This is a genomic window from Methanothermobacter sp. (assembly GCF_049720995.1).
GTDB lineage: Archaea > Methanobacteriota > Methanobacteria > Methanobacteriales > Methanothermobacteraceae > Methanothermobacter.
Map to the genome: position 1 here is coordinate 22,655 of NZ_JBNASF010000009.1, position 17,202 is coordinate 39,856.

Sequence of the window (17,202 nt, forward strand, 5' to 3'; positions counted from 1 at the left end):
CTACCACCCTTCAATACCGCTGGATACACCTGTATCCTCAAGGTCAGCGTATTCCCTTAAAAACTGTGCGGATTCATCCAGTTCATCAAGGAGGGCATCTATGATCCTGTCAACACCCTCATATGGACCCAGGAGATCATCTCTCTCATCCATGATACTCTTTCTCTTCCGGAGGTCATCCTTCACCCCCGGGTCCCTCATTTTCTCAAGGTACTGCATTCTGATGATCCTCATGTCCATATGGAGATTGTACCTTATCCTCTTAAGGTTTTTTATGTATTCTTCAACCTCCTCCAGAAGCTCAAGGGCCTCCTCTCTGGTTGAGGGGTTTATTTCAAGCCCCTCAACTCCAAGTTCCTCAACCTGTTCCTTGTAGATTCTCGGATCGATAACCACATCATCCCCCCAGCCAGGACCCCCTGGTCCTAAAGAATTCTGTGTATGCTATCCCTTATGGAAATCAAATTATTTAAATTCTGGTATAGATGGTGCGTAATTTACAGGAAAAATGGCTGGAGGTGTGAATGATTTCAATGTACCGATGGATTATTAAGTATATTATTATTCATAATAACTAGTTTTTTACGTCAATATTAATATAGGTGCATTTAAATTTATATGTAGGTTTAAACTTCACCGGGAGGTATCTAGTTGACAGATGTGGATATCAAGATAGAAAATATTGTTGCTTCTGCAACCCTTGGGAAATCCATTGATCTTCAGACAGTTGCTGAAGCCCTTGAAAATGTTGATTTTAACCGGGAACAGTTTCCGGGTCTTGTATACAAATTAAAGGAGCCTAAAACCGCTGCTCTGATCTTTGGATCAGGTAAACTGGTATGTACGGGTGCAAAATCCATTGAGGATTCCAAGAGGGCCATAAAACTCACAGTTGATATGATGAGGACCATGGACCCCGATATACCCGAGGAATTTGAGATAAAGATCCAGAACATAGTTGCCTCGGCAAACCTCGGGAAACCTCTGAACCTTGAGGCTGTTGCCCTGGGGCTTGAGAACACGGAATATGAACCTGAACAGTTCCCTGGCCTTGTTTACAGGCTGGATGAACCCAAGGTTGTCCTGCTGCTTTTTGGTTCAGGGAAGGTTGTGTGCACAGGTGCCAAGAGTGCTGAGGACGCTAAGCTTGGAGTTGAAAAGACCAAGGCAAGGCTTGCCGAGTTAGATCTGATTTAATGGTGATATTTTTGATTAAACTTGTAGTTTTCGATCTCGACAATGTCATTATTGATGGGGAAGCCATAGACGAGATAGGGAAAATCGCTGGAGTCCATGAGGAGGTAATGGAGATCACCGAAAAGGCCATGCAGGGCGATATTGATTTCGAATCCTCCATAAGGGAGAGGGTGAAGCTCCTCAAGGGAACAGCGGTTGAGGATATAAAGGCTGTTGCAGATGAATTGCCCCTCATGGAGGGTGCCGAGGAGACCATCAGGGCCCTGAAGGAGAAGGGTTACCGTGTTGCGGTTATAAGTGGAAGCTTTGACCTGGTGGCCGAGCCCATCAGAGACAGGCTTGGTATTGACTATCTGTTCTGCAACACGCTCCATGAGGAGGACGGTGTGCTGACCGGTGAAGTGAGCGGACCTCTTGTGGAAAACTCAAAGTATGATGTTCTCTGTAAGATCCTCGATAGTGAGGGTATAAGTACCCGGGAATGTGTTGCTGTTGGCGATGGTGCCAACGATATATCCATGATACAGGCTGCCAGGTTGGGTATAGCATTCAATGCAAAGCCCGCCCTCAGGAAGAAGGCTGACGCCGTGGTTGAGGAAAGGGATCTCAGGAAAATATTGCCAATCATCGAGGAGATGGCTGAGGTGGATGATAAGCTGGATAAACTCGGCTACGATGAGGTAATGGACCTTAAAAATGAATACGAGGAGAAACTCTCAGGCGTGGCATCTGAAAGGGATGAACTGAATAAAAAGGCCCGTGAAATGAAGGAACTCAGGGATAAACTGAACACTGAACTTCGTGAAACCCTCAACAGGGCTGTGGAACTCAGGGACAGACGTAATGAGATAAATGCGAAGGTTGAAGAGAACAAGAAGCTCAGGGATGAGATAAACCAGGAGATAAAGAAGCTTGAGTGGTCCTCAGGTGGGCGTGACAGGATAAAGATAGAGAATGAGATCAGGCGTATAGATAAGATCATAGAAACAAGGGTCCTTGACATTAACAAGGAGAATGAGCTGGTAAAAACTGCCAATGAACTACGTAAGAAGCTCATGAAGATCCAGGAGGATGAGGAGACCAGACAGAAGGCCCTTGAGCTCAGGAAAAAGTCAGAGGAATACCATGAGATGGTGGTCTCACTCTCAGATGAGGCCCAGAAGTATCATGAGGAGATGCTTGAGTACTTCAGAAAGACTGATGAGATACGTAAGAAGGCTGATGAAGCCCATGAGAAGTTTCTTGAATTCCGCAGGATGGCCTCAGAGAAACATGAGGAATTCAAGTCAACTCTTGGCAAAATTAAGAGGATAAACGAACGGATAAACGCCCTCAGATCAGAAAATAGAAATGTCAGAAGAAGAGCCACCCGTGAAAGGGATCTTGAGGAAAAGGAGAGGGCCCGTGAAATATATGAGAAATTCAAAGAGGGTAAAAAGCTTACAAAGGATGAAATCCTTCTTCTTCAGAAGCACAGGATCGTTTAGGGGATCATATATGTGTGAAGGGAAGTCCTCGGACGAAGAGAAAATAGAAGTGTGCTTCATATGCCATAAGAAGTTCAACATAAACGCCGATGACTCAAGCCATTATCATTACGGTAAGTATCCAATGTGCAGTTACTGCAGTGACTTCTATGGATTCTACAGGTGACGATTCTGAGTGGTAAGATGCACGAAGTTATAATATGTGAGAAGCCCAAGTCCTCAGAGAAGATCGCAGGAGCACTCTTTCCAGATGCAGAGAGAAAGAAGTACAGGAAGGTTTCCTACTGGGAATACAGGGAAGGCAATAAAAGGGTGACCATTGTATCGGCGGTTGGACACCTCTATTCACTTCGCCCGAGAAAACCGGGGGATGAGCACTTTTTTGACCTTGAATGGGCACCCCTTCCTGAGATTGATAAGAAGAAAAACTACGTCAAGGACTACCTCAATGTAATAAAAAAGTTCGCTGCCGGCGCTGACCGCTACATACATGCATGTGATTACGACATAGAGGGTACACTCATAGGTTTCAACGCCATCAGGTATGGCTGCGGCCGGGATGCTCTCCAGAAAACCGTCAGGATGAAGTTCTCAACCCTCACAGGGGAGGAGATACGTAGTGCCTATGAGAACCCCATAGAACTTGACTGCGGGCAGGTGGACAGTGGCGCTGCAAGGCACATCCTTGACTTCATATTCGGTGTGAACATCTCCAGGTCCCTCATGAAATCCGTGAAGGAAGCAACCAGCCGCTTCATTAAATTATCTGCAGGGAGGGTTCAGACACCAACCCTCGCGATACTCGTTGAAAGGGAGAAGGAGATACGGGAATTCGAGCCGGTCCCCTACTGGATAATCCAGGCAGAACTTGAATCAGGGATCGTGGCAGAGAGCAGGAGGGGTAAGATATTCCAGCGCCCCCTTGTTGATGAGGTCCTTGAGAGGTGTGGTGGCAGCGATGCCTCGGTCAGGAGCGTGAAGGTAAGGGACACCGTAAGGAAACCTCCTGTGCCCTTTGACCTCGGATCACTCCAGTCAGAGGCATACCGTGTATTTGGATTCAGCCCCAAGAAGACCCAGACCATCGCACAGAACCTCTACACCGAGGGTTACACCTCCTATCCCCGGACATCATCCCAGAAACTCCCTGAAAGCATAGGTTACCGTAAGATACTGGACAGGCTTTCAGAGGACCCCCGGTTCGGTGAGCACATTGAAGGGCTCAGTGAACCCCTCAAACCCCACGAGGGTAAAAAGGTGGATGATGCACACCCCGCAATACACCCAACAGGTCTTCTCCCGTCAGATCTTTCCGGCGATGAAAGAAAGATCTATGACCTCATCGTCCATCGTTTCATAAGTGTATTTGGTGAGGATGCGGTTCTGCAGACAATGAGGGTCGACCTTGAAATAGGAGGAGAGGAGTTCAGTTTCTCAAGAAAGAGGGTGAGCAAGAGGGGATGGATGGATAGCTACCCCTACACCCGCATTGAAGATGAGGTTTTCCCTGATATATCCGGGGGCGATGTTATGGGCGTTGTGGAGGTATCCGCCATAGAGAAGGAGACGAAGCCCCCGGCCAGGTACAATGAGGCTTCACTCATAAGGGAACTGGAGAAGAGGGGTCTTGGAACCAAGTCAACCCGTGCCGATATAATAGCCAAACTTTATGACAGGAAGTACATTGAGGGTAAGAAGATACGTGTGAGCCCCCTGGGTGAGAACATAATTGACACCCTCACAAAATACTGTGAGAAGATAACCAGTGAGGAGCTCACAAGACAGTTTGAGAGGGAACTCGAGGAGATCATGGAAGGGAAGATAAGCCGGGATAGGGTGGTTGATGAGGCCATAGAGGAGGTTAAATCCATCCTCAGTGATATTGAGAGGAACATGAAGGACATAGGCAGGGACCTCTACAGGGCCTATCAGGACAGCAGGGTTGTGGGTGAATGCCCCGAATGTGGCAGGAACCTTGTCATAAAATATTCCTCCAGAAATAAAAGCACCTTTGTGGGGTGTTCAGGCTACCCTGATTGTAGAACAGTGTATTCGCTCCCCAGGGGGGCAAGTGTACTTAAAAGTCGCTGCGAACGATGCGGCCTTCCCATGATATCATATGGCAGACCACGTCAGAGGGCCTGCCTCGACCCTGCATGTGGAAAGAAAAAGTCTGAAGGTGAAGAAATCGTTGGTAAGTGTCCTGAGTGTGGATCTGATCTTATAAAACGTTCAGGGCGTTATGGTGAGTTCGTGGGCTGCAAGGGATTCCCCAGGTGTCGATTCACCTGCTCGGTTGACGATGTTCCAGGTGCGTAGTACATTTTCACCGGAATACTGCCTCAACTGGGCATGAGGGGATAAGAACCTGGATATTGCGGTACATTTTCACCGGAATACTGCCTCAACAGGATAAGGGAGGGGTTCAGGGCGGATCCCGCCACGGTACATTTTCACCGGAATACTGCCTCAACCTGGAGACGGATCAAAGTTTATAAGTTAACTGAACTAAATGGTATATATCATCCATAAGTTCCTGAATTTATTACCAAGTTAAGGTAAAGAGGCGGTTAAATGGATATCAGAAATTTGATTGAGAAATTGAAGCCCTTAATAATAATTATACTGCTGTTCTCAGCGGTATTCTATATAAGGGCCGAGGCCAGTAAAATCGGAGGCGTCCCTGCTGATGCAAAGGACTTCTATAAGGACTCTGATGGACTGCCATACTTCAGTGAGATGGACTCATACTATAACTACAGGCTCACAATGGATTACCTCACCAGGGGCATAATGGGGGATACCCTTGTCCATGGCAAACCCTACGACCTGCACTCCTACTATCCCCCTGGAAGACCCGTTGATTACCCTCCCCTCATAGTTTACGTAACATCCGCTGCCTACAGGGTGACCAACGTCTTTGGTGACTTCAGCCTCAAGGAGGTGGCTTTCTGGATGGGGGCCCTAATAGGTTCCCTCTGCGTAATCCCGGCCTACCTCTTTGTCAGGAGAATCACCAACGACTATGGAGGCATAGCAGCGGCCCTGGTGGTTGGGCTGGTCCCCACCTACGTTGCCCACACCTACGCAGGTTTCTTTGACACTGACATGTTCAACTTCGTGCTCCCACTGCTGGTGTTCTGGTTCTTCACAGAGAGCATGCTTGCAGTGGATCTGAAAAGGAAAACAGCCTATGCGCTTGCAGCTGCAGTTTCAATACTTGTATTCTCGGCTGCATGGGTTGGTTACATATTCTATCTGGCCGTTCTGGTAGCCTTCATCATAGTTTACTCCCTGATCTCAAGGTACGTTCTTGGTGAGAAACCCAAGAGGGAGTTCGAAGGTAAGGTTGACTGGCTGCTGCATCAGCGCGAGGTATTCCCCCTCCTGATTCTCCTCCTGGGTGGCGGGATTCTCATAGGCATATTCGGAGGATTTTCCAGCCTGGCTGGTGCTGTGACGGGTCTTGTGAGCACCACCCAGATACAGGCAACGGCCCAGACAACAGCCTACCCCAACGTGTATGTTTCAGTTTCAGAGCTCCAGGTGCCTGAATTCATAACCACAGGTGCCGGGGCAAAGAACCTCTTCATGCCGGGGCAGGGATCAGTTGTTGGTGGTGTTGGTGGCCTTCTGGTATTCATTCTGGGCATACTAGGTGTCGCTGCCCTCCTGTGGAAGTACCGGGAGCCTGAGGTCAGGGTTAAGGAAACTGACAGAAAACTCAAGGCCGGCAAGAAGAGCAAATTCATTAAAAGGCAGAAGACCAGGCCCTCCGACAGTGAAATGAGGCACCGGTATATCCTATACGCTGTCCTCATGGCCGTGTGGCTGGTGATGAGTGGATACGCTGTCACAAAGGGTTCAAGGTTCATACCAACCTTTGCAATACCCCTGGGACTTTCTGCAGGGATATTCACAGGATTCCTGGTTGAATACCTCAGGGAAAACATAAAGACAACCTCATCCATTGCACTGGTTGCCTTTGTGGCTGCTATTGCCATTACAATGCCCTTTGGTGTCTCGGTTGCCGTTAAACTCCTTGCAGGGGTGATTGCAGCCGGATTCATATACGTGGTCAGGAAGCCAGAGGTGAGGGCACCCTTCATGATGGCCCTTGTTGTCCTGGCAGTGGTGGCCCCATCTGTGAGCGGAGCACATTCACTGACATCAAGCGTTGTCCCTGGCACAGATGACGGGATGTGGAAGTCAATGGAGTGGATCAAGAAGAACACCAGCAAGGACACCGTGGTCATGTCCTGGTGGGACTTCGGTCACCTCTTTGCTGTTGCAGCCGACAGGCCAGTTACATTCGATGGTGGTTCACAGAACACCCCAAGGGCTTACTGGATCGGTAAGGCGCTTACAACCAGTAACGATACACTCTCAAGGGGTATACTCACAATGCTATCATCCAGCGGGGACCTTGCCTACGAAACCCTCGACAACTATACACATGACAGTGGTAAAACCGCCGAGATACTGACATCAACCCTGGGACTTTCAAGGGATGATGCCAGGGCAGTTATGACGGGACGCTACGGCCTCACAGAGAAGGAGGCTGACAGTGTGCTCAGATACTCACATCCATCAAAACCAAAACCCTTCGTGCTTGTACTCAGCTCTGACATGCTCGGGAAGGCCCCATGGTGGACATACTTCGGTACCTGGGACTTCAAGAAGAAAACAGGGTCAAGGTACGGCTACTATCCATCGATGGGAAGTTCAAAACCCCAGGTCGTGAACAACACAACAGTGATCCAGACCGTCAACACCATGGTGGAGGACAACCTGGTTGGAACAATCATAGAGAAGAGGGACAATACAACAAATGCAACGATAGCCATCGGCAACAGCAAGGCCGTTCAGAGGATTAACCCCCACAAACTCATAATAATCGAGGGTAATCTCCTTGTCAGGAATGAGATTGTGGACAGCAATGCCCATCTCAGCCTCATTGTAATTGGAAGCGGAAATCAGTACACGACGGTGATAATGAACAGGGAGCTGGAAGACGCGGTATTCACGAAACTGTTCCTCCTGGGCGGATTCAACCAGACATCCTTTAAGTTCCTCCATCAGGAACCAGGTGTGCTGCTGTGGACAGCAGCATAACCCTATTTTTTATTTTATAAAATCGAGAAAAATTCAGTCAGTAGATTGAAGAGAAACATCAATTTTTCAGTAGCGTTTGGCCATCTTGGCCCTGAGTATGTCTGTTGCACTGACCACGCCGATTATCTCGTCATCATCCTCAACCAGGAGGCGCCAGACAACGTTCTTGACCATCCTCTCAGCAGCCTCCTTCAGGGTTGCCCTGGATGGGACTGTGACAAGGTCCCTCTCCATGACCTCCCATACCTTGACCTCTCCAAGATCATCCCCCTCGGCAATTGCCTCAAGCACGTCCCATGTGGTTACAATTCCCACCTTGACACCATCCTTGACAACAACCGAGCTCCCCTTACCTTTCTCAACATAGTTTCTGAGAACATCCTCAAGACTGGCCGATATGTCAATGGTGTCAACATCTGCAACCATAACGTCCTCAACCCTCATAAAATCACCGTGGTATATTATGAATCTTATGATATAAAATTATAAGGGAAAATATTTAATAATGTGGATTAGAGAACATTGAATGATTACACTGATTCTGCCCAGCTTCAACAATGTTCATGTGAGTATTATGGATATCGAGGAGAAGATCAAAAAGATAGAAGAGGAGATACAGAGGACCCCCTACAACAAGGCCACAGCACACCATATAGGGAAACTGAAGGCAAAGATCTCCCGCCTGAAGGAGGAGGCACTCCAGAGAAGGTCATCCTCCGGGAAGGGAAGGGGCTTCCATATAAAAAAGTCAGGAGACTCAACCGTTGTGCTCATCGGTTTTCCCTCCGTCGGTAAATCCACCCTCCTCAACGAACTCACCAATGCAGAGTCAAAGGTGGGAGAGTACCAGTTCACAACCCTTGAGATAGTGCCTGGTGTGATGGAGTACCGGGGAGCCCAGATACAGATCTTTGACATACCCGGGATAATCACCGGTGCCTCCCGCGGTAAGGGCCGTGGAAGGGAGATACTCTCTGTTGCAAGGAGCGCTGACCTCATAGTCATAGTCCTGGATGTCTTCAACACGGACCACATGGACGTGATCCTCCGCGAACTCCGGGATGTTGGAATAAGACCCAACGAGACGCCCCCTGACGTGACCGTGAAGAGGAAAAAACTTGGTGGTGTGAATCTTTCATCAACAGTTGACCTGACCCACCTGGATGAGAGGATCATACGCTCTGTCCTCAATGAGTACGGCATCCACAATGCCGATGTACTCATAAGGGAGGATATAACCGTTGACCAGTTCATAGATGTTATGGAGGCAAACCGCGCCTACATACCGGCCATCACCGTTATAAACAAGATAGACCTTGTGGATGAATCCTATCTAAACCATTTAAAGCATGAATTTCCAGATGCAATACTGATATCTGCAGACAGGAACCTGAACATCCATGAGCTCAGGGAGGAAATATTCAACCGCCTTGGCCTCATAAGGATATACATGAAGCCACAGGGACAGAAGGCAGACTACAGTGAGCCCTTAATAATTAAAGAGGGTTCAACCGTTGGTGATGTGTGCCGGAAACTCCACAGAGACTTTGTCCGTAAATTCAGGCACGCCAGGGTCTGGGGTAGCTCGGTTAAATTTGACGGTCAGAAGGTGGGTATCGACCATGTCCTCAACGATGAGGATGTGCTGAGGATCATCATAAAGAAGTGAACGCCCACCGGAGAATTAAATAGAAATAGTGTATCATGAACACATATTATTCTGAAGGTGTGAAGATGAAACTTGATGATATAAAAATTTCAAGAGCCATTGTTGAAGGATACATGGAGGAACTCCTGGACTACATGGAGATGGACGTTGCGATTGGTGGAGGGGGACCCTCCGGACTGACAGCAGGTTACTACCTTGCAAGGGCTGGTCTGAAGGTTGCCCTGTTTGAGAGAAAGCTCTCCATAGGTGGGGGTATGTGGGGCGGCGGTATGATGTTCAACAAGATCGTTGTCCAGGATGAGGGTAAGGAGATCCTGGATGAGTTCGGTGTAAGGTCAAGACCCTATGATGAAGGATACCATGTTGCAGACTCCGTTGAGGCAACATCAACCCTCTGCTCAAGGGCCTGTCAGGCAGGACTCAAGATCTTCAACCTTATGAGCATAGAGGATGTTATGATACGTGATGAGGGCATAACAGGCCTTGTTCTTAACTGGAGCTCGGTTGAGATGGCCGGACTCCACGTTGATCCCCTCACTGTGAGGGCAGGGGCGGTTATAGATGCAACTGGCCATGACTGTGAGATAGTGAAGGTTGTTGAGCGGAAGATAGGCCCGGAACTCAACACCCCTGATGGGAGGATACAGGGTGAGAGGTCAATGTGGGCCGATGTGGGTGAGGCCGCCCTCATAGAGAACACCCGTGAGGTCTACCCCAACCTCTATGTGGCCGGTATGGCCAGCAATGCGGTCTACGGCGCCCCCCGTATGGGGCCCATATTCGGGGGTATGCTGGTCTCGGGTCGAAGGGTTGCAGAGATGATAATTGAAAAGCTGAGATAATGAGGCCCATCTGCATAACAGGCACCCCCGGTGTGGGTAAGAGCACCGTGGCCGGAATTCTCAGGGATTCTGGTTTCAGGACCCTTTCTGTGGGTGAACTTGCACTGGAGGCTGGATTCATCCTTGGAAGGAACCCTGACCGTGGTTACCTTGAGGTGGACATCAAATCCCTCTGCAGCCACGTTGAGGGCCTTGAGGGTGATGATACCATCCTTGAGGGTCACCTATCCCATCTCTGTAGCTGCTGCAGTATGGTGATAGTGCTGAGGCTCCACCCAAAAATCCTTGAGGGGCGCCTTAAGGCCAGGAATTACCCTGAAGAGAAGATCACTGAAAACCTTGAGGCGGAGGCCCTGGACGTCTGCCTGGTGGAGGCGGTTGAGATCCATGGTGAGAGGGTCCATGAGGTTGATACAACCGGCAGATCAGCCAGTGAGGTTGCCGGTATCATCATGGATATTATAAACGGTGACAGGGTGTGCCCGCCGGGTGGGGTTGACTTCTCGGGATGGCTCCTGGGTGATGGAAAAGCTTTTTAAATATGGAAACACAAATCACTTATAATATTCTTCTTGTGCTTAAGTTACAACACCATCTTAATGTGCAAGATCAGGGATGTTCTATTCCGTTGTGAGAGGTTAAACCTTGAGGAGAGGAAAGAGACCCGGATGGATGCTGAAGATTGCCCGTGAGAGAATAGACATCCTCTTCAGACTGGCTGACCGTGAATTTGCAGCTAACCCGGGGAGATCGCACAGGTACACCGAACTTGCAAGAAACATATCCATGAAGTACCGTGTAAGGATTCCCAGAGAGTGGAGAAGGAGGTTCTGCAGGAGGTGTTACAGCTTCCTCAAACCAGGTTCAAACTGCACCGTCAGGATATCCGGTGGGAAGGTTAATTTTAGGTGTCATGAGTGCGGTCACATCATGAGATTCCCCTACATCCGGGAAAAAAAGGAGAAAAGGAGAAGTAAAATTGAGTCTCACACCATCAAAAAAGGAACTGATGAGCAGGTCACTTTCAGCGCTCACAATAAATGTGGGAAAGGCCGGAGTGACCGAAAATCTCATTGAAGAGGTCAGGAGGCAGTTGAAGGCAAATGAACTTATAAAGGTAAGAATTGCCAGGACAGTGGCCTCACAAAAAGAAAGCTATATTACCGAGATAGTTGAAAAAACAAATTCTAAGCTCATAGATTTAAGAGGAAATGTGGCAATAATTTTTAAAAAAAGATCTTAGGAGGATAAATATGACTACAGTTTATGATGTGCCAGCAGATCTGCTTATAAACAAGGTTGCCGAGGACCTTAAGAAGGATGGTAAGGTTAAATCCCCCGAGTGGGTTAACTTTGTCAAGACAGGTGTCCACAAGGAAAGAAGGCCCGAGAACCCTGACTGGTGGTATGTGAGGGCAGCTGCCCTTCTGAGGAGGGTCTACATCGATGGGCCTGTGGGTGTTAACAGCCTCAGAACCCACTACGGCGGTAAAAAGGATAGGGGTTCACGGCCAGAAAGGTTCAGAAGGGGAAGCGGTGCAATAATAAGGAGAGCCCTTCAGCAGCTTGAGGAATCAGGCCTCATAACAAAGGAGGATGGCGGGAGAGTCATAACACCTGAAGGCCGTTCATTCCTGGATAAGGCTGCTGCTGAAGTGAAAAAAGAAGTTGAAGGCCTTGATAATTACTGAAAAAAATGAAGGGGCCTGGGAGGTTTTCTAATTGACAGACCTCGAAGAAATACGTCGCAAAAAGATGCTGGAACTTCAGCAGAGGGCGCAGCAGCAGGCAATGGAAACTGAAGCCCAGGAGCAGATGCGTCAGCAGCTTGAAGTTCAGAAGAAACAGATAATGATGCAGATACTCACCCCTGAAGCCCGCAGCCGTCTTGCGAATCTGAGGCTTACTAGGCCAGAATTCGTTGAGCAGATAGAACTCCAGCTGATACAGCTGGCCCAGATGGGTCGTGTGAGGTCAAAGATAACAGATGAACAGCTCAAGGAGTTGCTCAAGAGAGTTTCTGGCAAAAAAAGGGAGATAAAGATCAGTAGAAAATGAATGCATGCGTACTCTACAGTGGCGGTAAGGACAGCTCACTGATGGCTGTGATGCTCCATAGGATGGGGATCCAGGCCGAACTTGTAACTGTGAACTTTGGTGTCTATGATTCCTGGAGGCCCGCATCCATGGCGGCAGATGCTCTGGGCTTTAAACACAGGGTCCTTGAACTCAGTGGGGATGTGCTCAGGGAGGCCACTGAACTGATAATAAATGATGGGTTCCCCAATAACGGTATAAGGTATATGCACAGAAGCGCCGTTGAGGCCGCTGCATGTGAGTACGATCTGGTTGCTGATGGAACGCGACGTGATGACAGGACCCCCAAGCTTACAAGAAATGAAATACAGAGCCTTGAAGACCGCAGGGATGTTGAATACGTGAACCTTGATGGTTTTGGTTACAGGACCATCAACAGATTCGCTTCAGAGTTATTCACGCTTAAAAGGGAGAAGAGTAATCCTGAAAACAGCTCCGACTATGAGGTTGAGGTTCGCCTCCTCATGGAGAAGATGGGCTGCAGATCAGAGTCGTTCTTCCCCGTTCACTTCCAGACCAGGGTGACTGGCTGGAAAGATTCACAGCAAGGAGGATGCTGAATGAGTAGAAACAAACACGTTGCCAGGAAAATTAGAATGGCGAAGGCTAACAGACAGAACAGAAGGGTGCCCGCATGGGTGATGGTTAAAACCAATTACAGGGTCAGAAGCCATCCCAAGATGAGGCACTGGAGAAGGACCAAACTCAAGGTGTAGGAGGGATCTTAAAATGGAAAGAATTTACGTTATACCCCTGAGAAAGGCGAAGGAAGTTCCAAGAACCATAAGAGCGCCGAAGGCTGTTAAGATTGTCAGGGAATTTCTCATGAAACACATGAAGACAGACACTGTTAAAATTGATGAATCCATCAACGAAAAAATCTGGGAAAGGGGTATCCAGAAGATTCCCCCCAGGATAAAGGTGAGAGCCGTCAAGGATGAAGACGGTGTGGTGGAAGCCATTCTCGAAGAATAAAAAAAATGGTGGAGTATGATCAGAAGGATCAACCTCAGCGGAAACCCCAACCTTGGAGTCTACATCTCTGTAACCGACAGCGTGGCCCTCATACCTGTGAATGCATCCCCCAAATTTGAGGATGCTCTGAGGGAGGCCCTTGAAGTTGAAGTCCTGAGGACATCCCTCAGTGGCAGCAGCCTCAACGGGGCGCTTTCAGCTGGGAATTCAAACGGTTTCGTGGTTTCAAACCAGACCATGGACCGTGAAGTTGAGGCGCTCATGGCTGCAGGTCTTGAGGTTACCCGCGTCCCCGACAGATTCACAGCAGTTGGTAACCTTGTTCTGGCCAATGATAATGGTGCTGTTGCAAGTCCACTGCTATCAGAGGATGCCCTGAATGTTATAGGGGATGTTCTTGAGGTTGATGTTAAGGTATCCACGGTTGCAGGCCTCAGCATCATAGGATCCCTGGGGGCTGTGACCAACCGCGGAGCACTCCTGCACCCACACACCTCAGAGGATGAGATGAGAGTTATTGAGGGGGCGCTGGGAGTCGAGGCGGATGTTGGCACCGTCAACCATGGGGTGGCACTTGTAGGTGCCTGCTCAGCAGCCAACTCAAACGGTGTCCTTGTGGGTGAAGAAACCACGGGACCTGAACTTGCAAGAATAGAAGAAGCTTTAGGTTTTCTTGAGGGATGAAAAATGAAAACGAAGATATTTAGGGTTAAAGGAAAGTTCCAGATGGGTGATAAACTTCAGCCATTCACAAAGGAACTCAAGGCAATAAGGGAAGAGGAGATCTACGAGAGACTCTACTCAGAATTCGGAAGTAAACACAGGGTTCCAAGAAGTAAGGTTATGATAGAGGAGATAGAGGAGATATCACCCGAGGAGGTAGAGGACCCGGTGGTCAGGGCGCTGGTCCAGAGGTGATCCCATGGAAGACCAGCAGAAACTTGAGGAGATAGTTAACCAGCTCAACATTTACCAGAACCAGGCGGAACTCATCCAGCAGCAGATGGAGGCTGTCCGGGCAACGATCAGTGAACTGGAGATACTGGAAAACACTCTGAAGGACATTCAGGAAAAGGAGGGCTCTGAAACCCTCGTGCCTGTTGGTGCCGGTTCCTTCATAAAGGCGGAACTCAGGGAAACAAGCGAGGTCATAATGAGTGTCGGTGCTGGTGTTGCCATAAAGAAGAACTTTGAGGACGCAATGGAAACCATCGATTCCCAGAAGAAGGAACTTGAGGCAACACTACAGAGGATGGGTGAAAACCTCCGCAAGATAACCGACATCATGCTCAAATTATCTCCTCAGGCAGAGGAACTCCTTAAAAGGGTACGGGGAAGTGAGGAGTAAGTGTTTGAATCCCTGAAGAAAAAATTCACTGAAACAGTGGGGAAGATCACCGAGAAGGTATCCTCAGGGGCCGAAGCTCCATCTGAGGATGAGGAGGTTTCCCCTGAAGAGAGCGGCCCTGAGCCTGTGGCAGGAGATGAATCCCAGAAGACAGAATCTGAGACTCCCCTCCCAGAAGAGGATGATAAAACTGACGAACCGAGTGGTGAAGAGGGCTCAGGTTTCCTTTCATTTTTCAGAGAAAAGAAAATATCAGAGAAGGACGTTGAGGACGTCCTCTGGGAACTGGAAATGGCTCTCCTTGAAAGTGATGTGGCCCTTGAAGTGGCTGAAAGAATCGTCGAGGAACTCAAGGAGGAGCTGGTTGGTAAGAAGGTTAAGAGGAGCACTGAGATATCAGATTACACAAGGGAAGCCCTTAAAAAGGCCGTCATGGATGTTCTGAGTGTTGATGGCGTTAAAATCAGAGAACTTGTAGAAAAAAGGAAGCCCCTTGTTATAATGTTCGTTGGTATAAACGGTACAGGTAAGACAACCACAATCGCCAAGGTGGCCAGATACTTCATGAGGATGGGTCTTGAACCTGTTATGGCTGCAGCAGATACATTCCGTGCAGGTGCGATAGAGCAGATACATGAACACGCAGATAAACTTGGTGTTAAAATTATAAGCCACCGAAAGGGGGCTGATCCTGCTGCAGTGGCCTTCGATGCCGTATCCCATGCAAAGGCTAAGGGTAAGGATGTTGTCCTCATAGACACGGCGGGAAGAATGCAGACAAACGTTAATCTCATGGATGAGATGGGCAAGATAAAGAGGGTTGTGAAGCCAGACCTCATAGTATTCGTTGGTGATGCCCTTACAGGTAACGATGCCATTGAACAGGCAACAAAATTTGATGAAGCCGTGGGAATAGATGCTGTTATCCTCACCAAGGCCGATGCCGATGCCCGTGGAGGAGCAGCCCTATCCATAGGTTACATGATCCGTAAGCCCATAATATTCCTCGGTACGGGGCAGGGCTATGATGACATCATGGAATTCAGGCCCGAATGGATGGCAGATCAGCTGTTTACCTGATAAACCTTATTCTCAGTTTATTAGCAGTTATCCCCACACATCATCCAAAAATTTTTTATACAATGTGATCTATTTTTATACAATGCCATCTCCATTTCACATTGATGAGGGATTCCAGATGACTGCAAGGATACTGCTGGTTGAGGATGAGGCAATAACTGCAATGGACCTCCAGAGGAAACTTGAATTTCAGGGCTACGATGTGACTGGAATCGCGCACAGCGGGGAAGCTGCAGTTGAACTTGCAGAGAAACAGCGGCCGGACCTTATTATCATGGACATAATCCTGAAGGGTTCCATGAGTGGAGTTGAGGCTGCAGAGAGGATAAGAACCCTTGATATACCTGTCGTTTTTCTATCAGCACACTCTGAGGAATCCATGATGGGGAGTGCCCGGAGGGTTGAGCCATACGGTTACCTCATAAAGCCATTTGATGAGAAGGAACTCTTTTTCACAATAGAACTGGCCATCCAGAGGCACAGAAGCGAAAGGAAGATAAGAAAACTCAACCGTTACCTCAGGATGCTCAGTGACTGCAACCAGGCCATAGTCAGAATCAAGGATACTGAAGAACTCTTAAGGGAAATATGCAGGATCATAGTTGATGTGGGCGGCTACAGAATGGCCTGGATAGGATTTAAGGAGAATGATGAGTTCAGATCCGTCCGTCCGGTTGCAGAGTATGGGTTCCATGACGGATACCTTGAATCGATAAGGGTGAGCTGGGGTGAGGGCAGGTACAGCAAGGGACCCACCGGAAGGTCCATAAAGGAGGGAAAACCAGTGATTATAAGGGACACAGAGAATGATCCATCATTCACCCCATGGAGGGATGATGCCATTGGCAGGGGATACATGTCTGTTATGGGACTCCCCATCAGGGTCAGGGACGAGAATATCGGGGCCCTCACCGTTTACTCCTCAGAGAAGGATGCATTCGACCCTGAGGAGGTGAAACTCCTGGTTGAACTTGCAGGTGACATGTCATTCCGTCTTGAATCTGAAAGTGTCCTGGGTGAAATGGAGAAAAGGATAGGTGAACTTGAAAGAGGGGAGGAATTATTCAGGAAAATCTTTGAATCAACCCCCCTGGCCATACTCAACTTCATGGTTGGAGATGGTATCCGGCTTGCTGAACTCAATAGAGCAGCCTCACTCTTAACCGGCCTGGAATCCGCAGGTGGTGAGCCCATTGAAGATGTGCTCAGCGGGCTTCATGAGGATGATTTAAATGAGATAATCAGGGCCGCTGAGAGGGGTGAGGATTCCAGATGGGAACGTCTCCAGTACCGTACAGGGGATTCTGTGAATTTTCTGGAATTGAGAACCGTTAAAACCTCCAGGGACACTTTAACAGTATTTTTAATTGATCTACCCTCTGAGAATTAAAA

22 protein-coding genes are annotated in these 17,202 nt (G+C 48.5%); 20 read left to right on the forward strand and 2 right to left on the reverse strand.

The features are described from left to right. On the reverse strand, positions 1–396 hold the full coding sequence (locus ACPLJI_RS04240; RefSeq protein ID WP_321211473.1) for a hypothetical protein: 396 nt from the start codon (positions 394–396) through the stop codon (positions 1–3). Between the two features lie 255 nt (positions 397–651). Here ACPLJI_RS04240 and ACPLJI_RS04245 point away from each other — a divergent pair, with 255 nt between their 5' ends. From ACPLJI_RS04245 to ACPLJI_RS04265, 5 genes are all read left to right on the forward strand, one after another. Beyond that, a complete protein-coding gene (locus ACPLJI_RS04245; RefSeq protein WP_013295048.1) occupies positions 652–1,197 on the forward strand; it encodes a TATA-box-binding protein in 546 nt (181 codons plus the stop codon). An 11-nt stretch (positions 1,198–1,208) separates the two neighbouring features. After that, positions 1,209–2,684, forward strand: a complete 1,476-nt coding sequence (serB, locus tag ACPLJI_RS04250) for a phosphoserine phosphatase SerB (protein ID WP_424730796.1) — start codon at positions 1,209–1,211, stop codon at positions 2,682–2,684. Positions 2,685–2,694: 10 nt separating this feature from the next. Next, on the forward strand, positions 2,695–2,850 hold the full coding sequence (locus ACPLJI_RS04255) for a hypothetical protein (RefSeq protein WP_171770388.1): 156 nt from the start codon (positions 2,695–2,697) through the stop codon (positions 2,848–2,850). Positions 2,851–2,867: 17 nt separating this feature from the next. Beyond that, positions 2,868–5,003 (forward strand): DNA topoisomerase I, encoded by a 2,136-nt coding sequence (gene topA / locus ACPLJI_RS04260; protein ID WP_424730795.1) that lies wholly within the window; start codon positions 2,868–2,870, stop codon positions 5,001–5,003. A 255-nt stretch (positions 5,004–5,258) separates the two neighbouring features. Further along, positions 5,259–7,799, forward strand: a complete 2,541-nt coding sequence (locus ACPLJI_RS04265; RefSeq protein WP_424741146.1) for a dolichyl-diphosphooligosaccharide--protein glycosyltransferase subunit STT3 — start codon at positions 5,259–5,261, stop codon at positions 7,797–7,799. Positions 7,800–7,865: 66 nt separating this feature from the next. On the opposite strand, the gene ACPLJI_RS04270 is transcribed toward ACPLJI_RS04265, so the two are convergent. Then, positions 7,866–8,243, reverse strand: a complete 378-nt coding sequence (locus tag ACPLJI_RS04270) for a CBS domain-containing protein (RefSeq protein WP_424730793.1) — start codon at positions 8,241–8,243, stop codon at positions 7,866–7,868. A gap of 130 nt (positions 8,244–8,373) precedes the next feature. On the opposite strand from ACPLJI_RS04270, the gene ACPLJI_RS04275 reads away from it, so the two are divergent. The 15 genes from ACPLJI_RS04275 (at position 8,374) to ACPLJI_RS04345 (ending at position 17,200) form a co-directional block, all read left to right on the forward strand. Beyond that, on the forward strand, positions 8,374–9,468 hold the full coding sequence (locus ACPLJI_RS04275) for an OBG GTPase family GTP-binding protein (protein WP_424730792.1): 1,095 nt from the start codon (positions 8,374–8,376) through the stop codon (positions 9,466–9,468). Positions 9,469–9,533: 65 nt separating this feature from the next. Next, positions 9,534–10,310, forward strand: coding sequence for a sulfide-dependent adenosine diphosphate thiazole synthase (locus tag ACPLJI_RS04280; protein WP_424730791.1), 777 nt, complete (start codon positions 9,534–9,536; stop codon positions 10,308–10,310). Then, positions 10,310–10,849, forward strand: a complete 540-nt coding sequence (locus tag ACPLJI_RS04285) for an adenylate kinase family protein (protein ID WP_424730790.1) — start codon at positions 10,310–10,312, stop codon at positions 10,847–10,849. Before ACPLJI_RS04280 ends, ACPLJI_RS04285 begins: the two co-directional genes overlap by 1 nt. A 106-nt stretch (positions 10,850–10,955) precedes the next feature. Then, positions 10,956–11,387, forward strand: a complete 432-nt coding sequence (gene rnp4, locus ACPLJI_RS04290; protein ID WP_424730789.1) for a ribonuclease P protein component 4 — start codon at positions 10,956–10,958, stop codon at positions 11,385–11,387. Beyond that, positions 11,320–11,553, forward strand: coding sequence for a YhbY family RNA-binding protein (locus ACPLJI_RS04295; protein WP_374891921.1), 234 nt, complete (start codon positions 11,320–11,322; stop codon positions 11,551–11,553). The genes rnp4 and ACPLJI_RS04295 overlap by 68 nt, the downstream gene beginning before the upstream one ends. Positions 11,554–11,563: 10 nt before the next feature. Continuing rightward, positions 11,564–12,001 carry a 30S ribosomal protein S19e gene (locus ACPLJI_RS04300; protein WP_374891920.1) on the forward strand — a complete coding sequence of 146 codons (438 nt, stop codon included), beginning with the start codon at positions 11,564–11,566 and terminating at the stop codon, positions 11,999–12,001. A gap of 31 nt (positions 12,002–12,032) precedes the next feature. Next, positions 12,033–12,368 carry a DNA-binding protein gene (locus tag ACPLJI_RS04305; RefSeq protein ID WP_374891919.1) on the forward strand — a complete coding sequence of 112 codons (336 nt, stop codon included), beginning with the start codon at positions 12,033–12,035 and terminating at the stop codon, positions 12,366–12,368. After that, complete coding sequence (locus tag ACPLJI_RS04310) at positions 12,365–12,967, forward strand: DUF7411 family protein (protein ID WP_424730788.1); 603 nt, start codon at positions 12,365–12,367, stop codon at positions 12,965–12,967. The genes ACPLJI_RS04305 and ACPLJI_RS04310 overlap by 4 nt, the downstream gene beginning before the upstream one ends. Then, a complete protein-coding gene (locus ACPLJI_RS04315; RefSeq protein ID WP_374891917.1) occupies positions 12,968–13,123 on the forward strand; it encodes a 50S ribosomal protein L39e in 156 nt (51 codons plus the stop codon). Between the two features lie 13 nt (positions 13,124–13,136). Further along, positions 13,137–13,382, forward strand: coding sequence for a 50S ribosomal protein L31e (locus ACPLJI_RS04320; RefSeq protein ID WP_013295035.1), 246 nt, complete (start codon positions 13,137–13,139; stop codon positions 13,380–13,382). Positions 13,383–13,397: 15 nt separating this feature from the next. After that, a complete protein-coding gene (locus tag ACPLJI_RS04325; protein WP_374891916.1) occupies positions 13,398–14,066 on the forward strand; it encodes a translation initiation factor IF-6 in 669 nt (222 codons plus the stop codon). A gap of 3 nt (positions 14,067–14,069) precedes the next feature. Then, entirely contained in the window at positions 14,070–14,300 is a 231-nt protein-coding gene (gene rpl18a / locus ACPLJI_RS04330; RefSeq protein ID WP_374891915.1) for a 50S ribosomal protein L18Ae, read from the forward strand. Between the two features lie 4 nt (positions 14,301–14,304). Then, positions 14,305–14,730: a prefoldin subunit alpha gene (gene pfdA / locus ACPLJI_RS04335; protein ID WP_374891914.1), complete on the forward strand. Its 426-nt coding sequence runs from the start codon at positions 14,305–14,307 to the stop codon at positions 14,728–14,730. After that, on the forward strand, positions 14,731–15,810 hold the full coding sequence (gene ftsY, locus ACPLJI_RS04340) for a signal recognition particle-docking protein FtsY (protein WP_424730787.1): 1,080 nt from the start codon (positions 14,731–14,733) through the stop codon (positions 15,808–15,810). It begins immediately after the preceding gene. A 118-nt stretch (positions 15,811–15,928) separates the two neighbouring features. Continuing rightward, entirely contained in the window at positions 15,929–17,200 is a 1,272-nt protein-coding gene (locus ACPLJI_RS04345) for a GAF domain-containing protein (RefSeq protein ID WP_424741147.1), read from the forward strand. Positions 17,201–17,202: the final 2 nt, after the last annotated feature.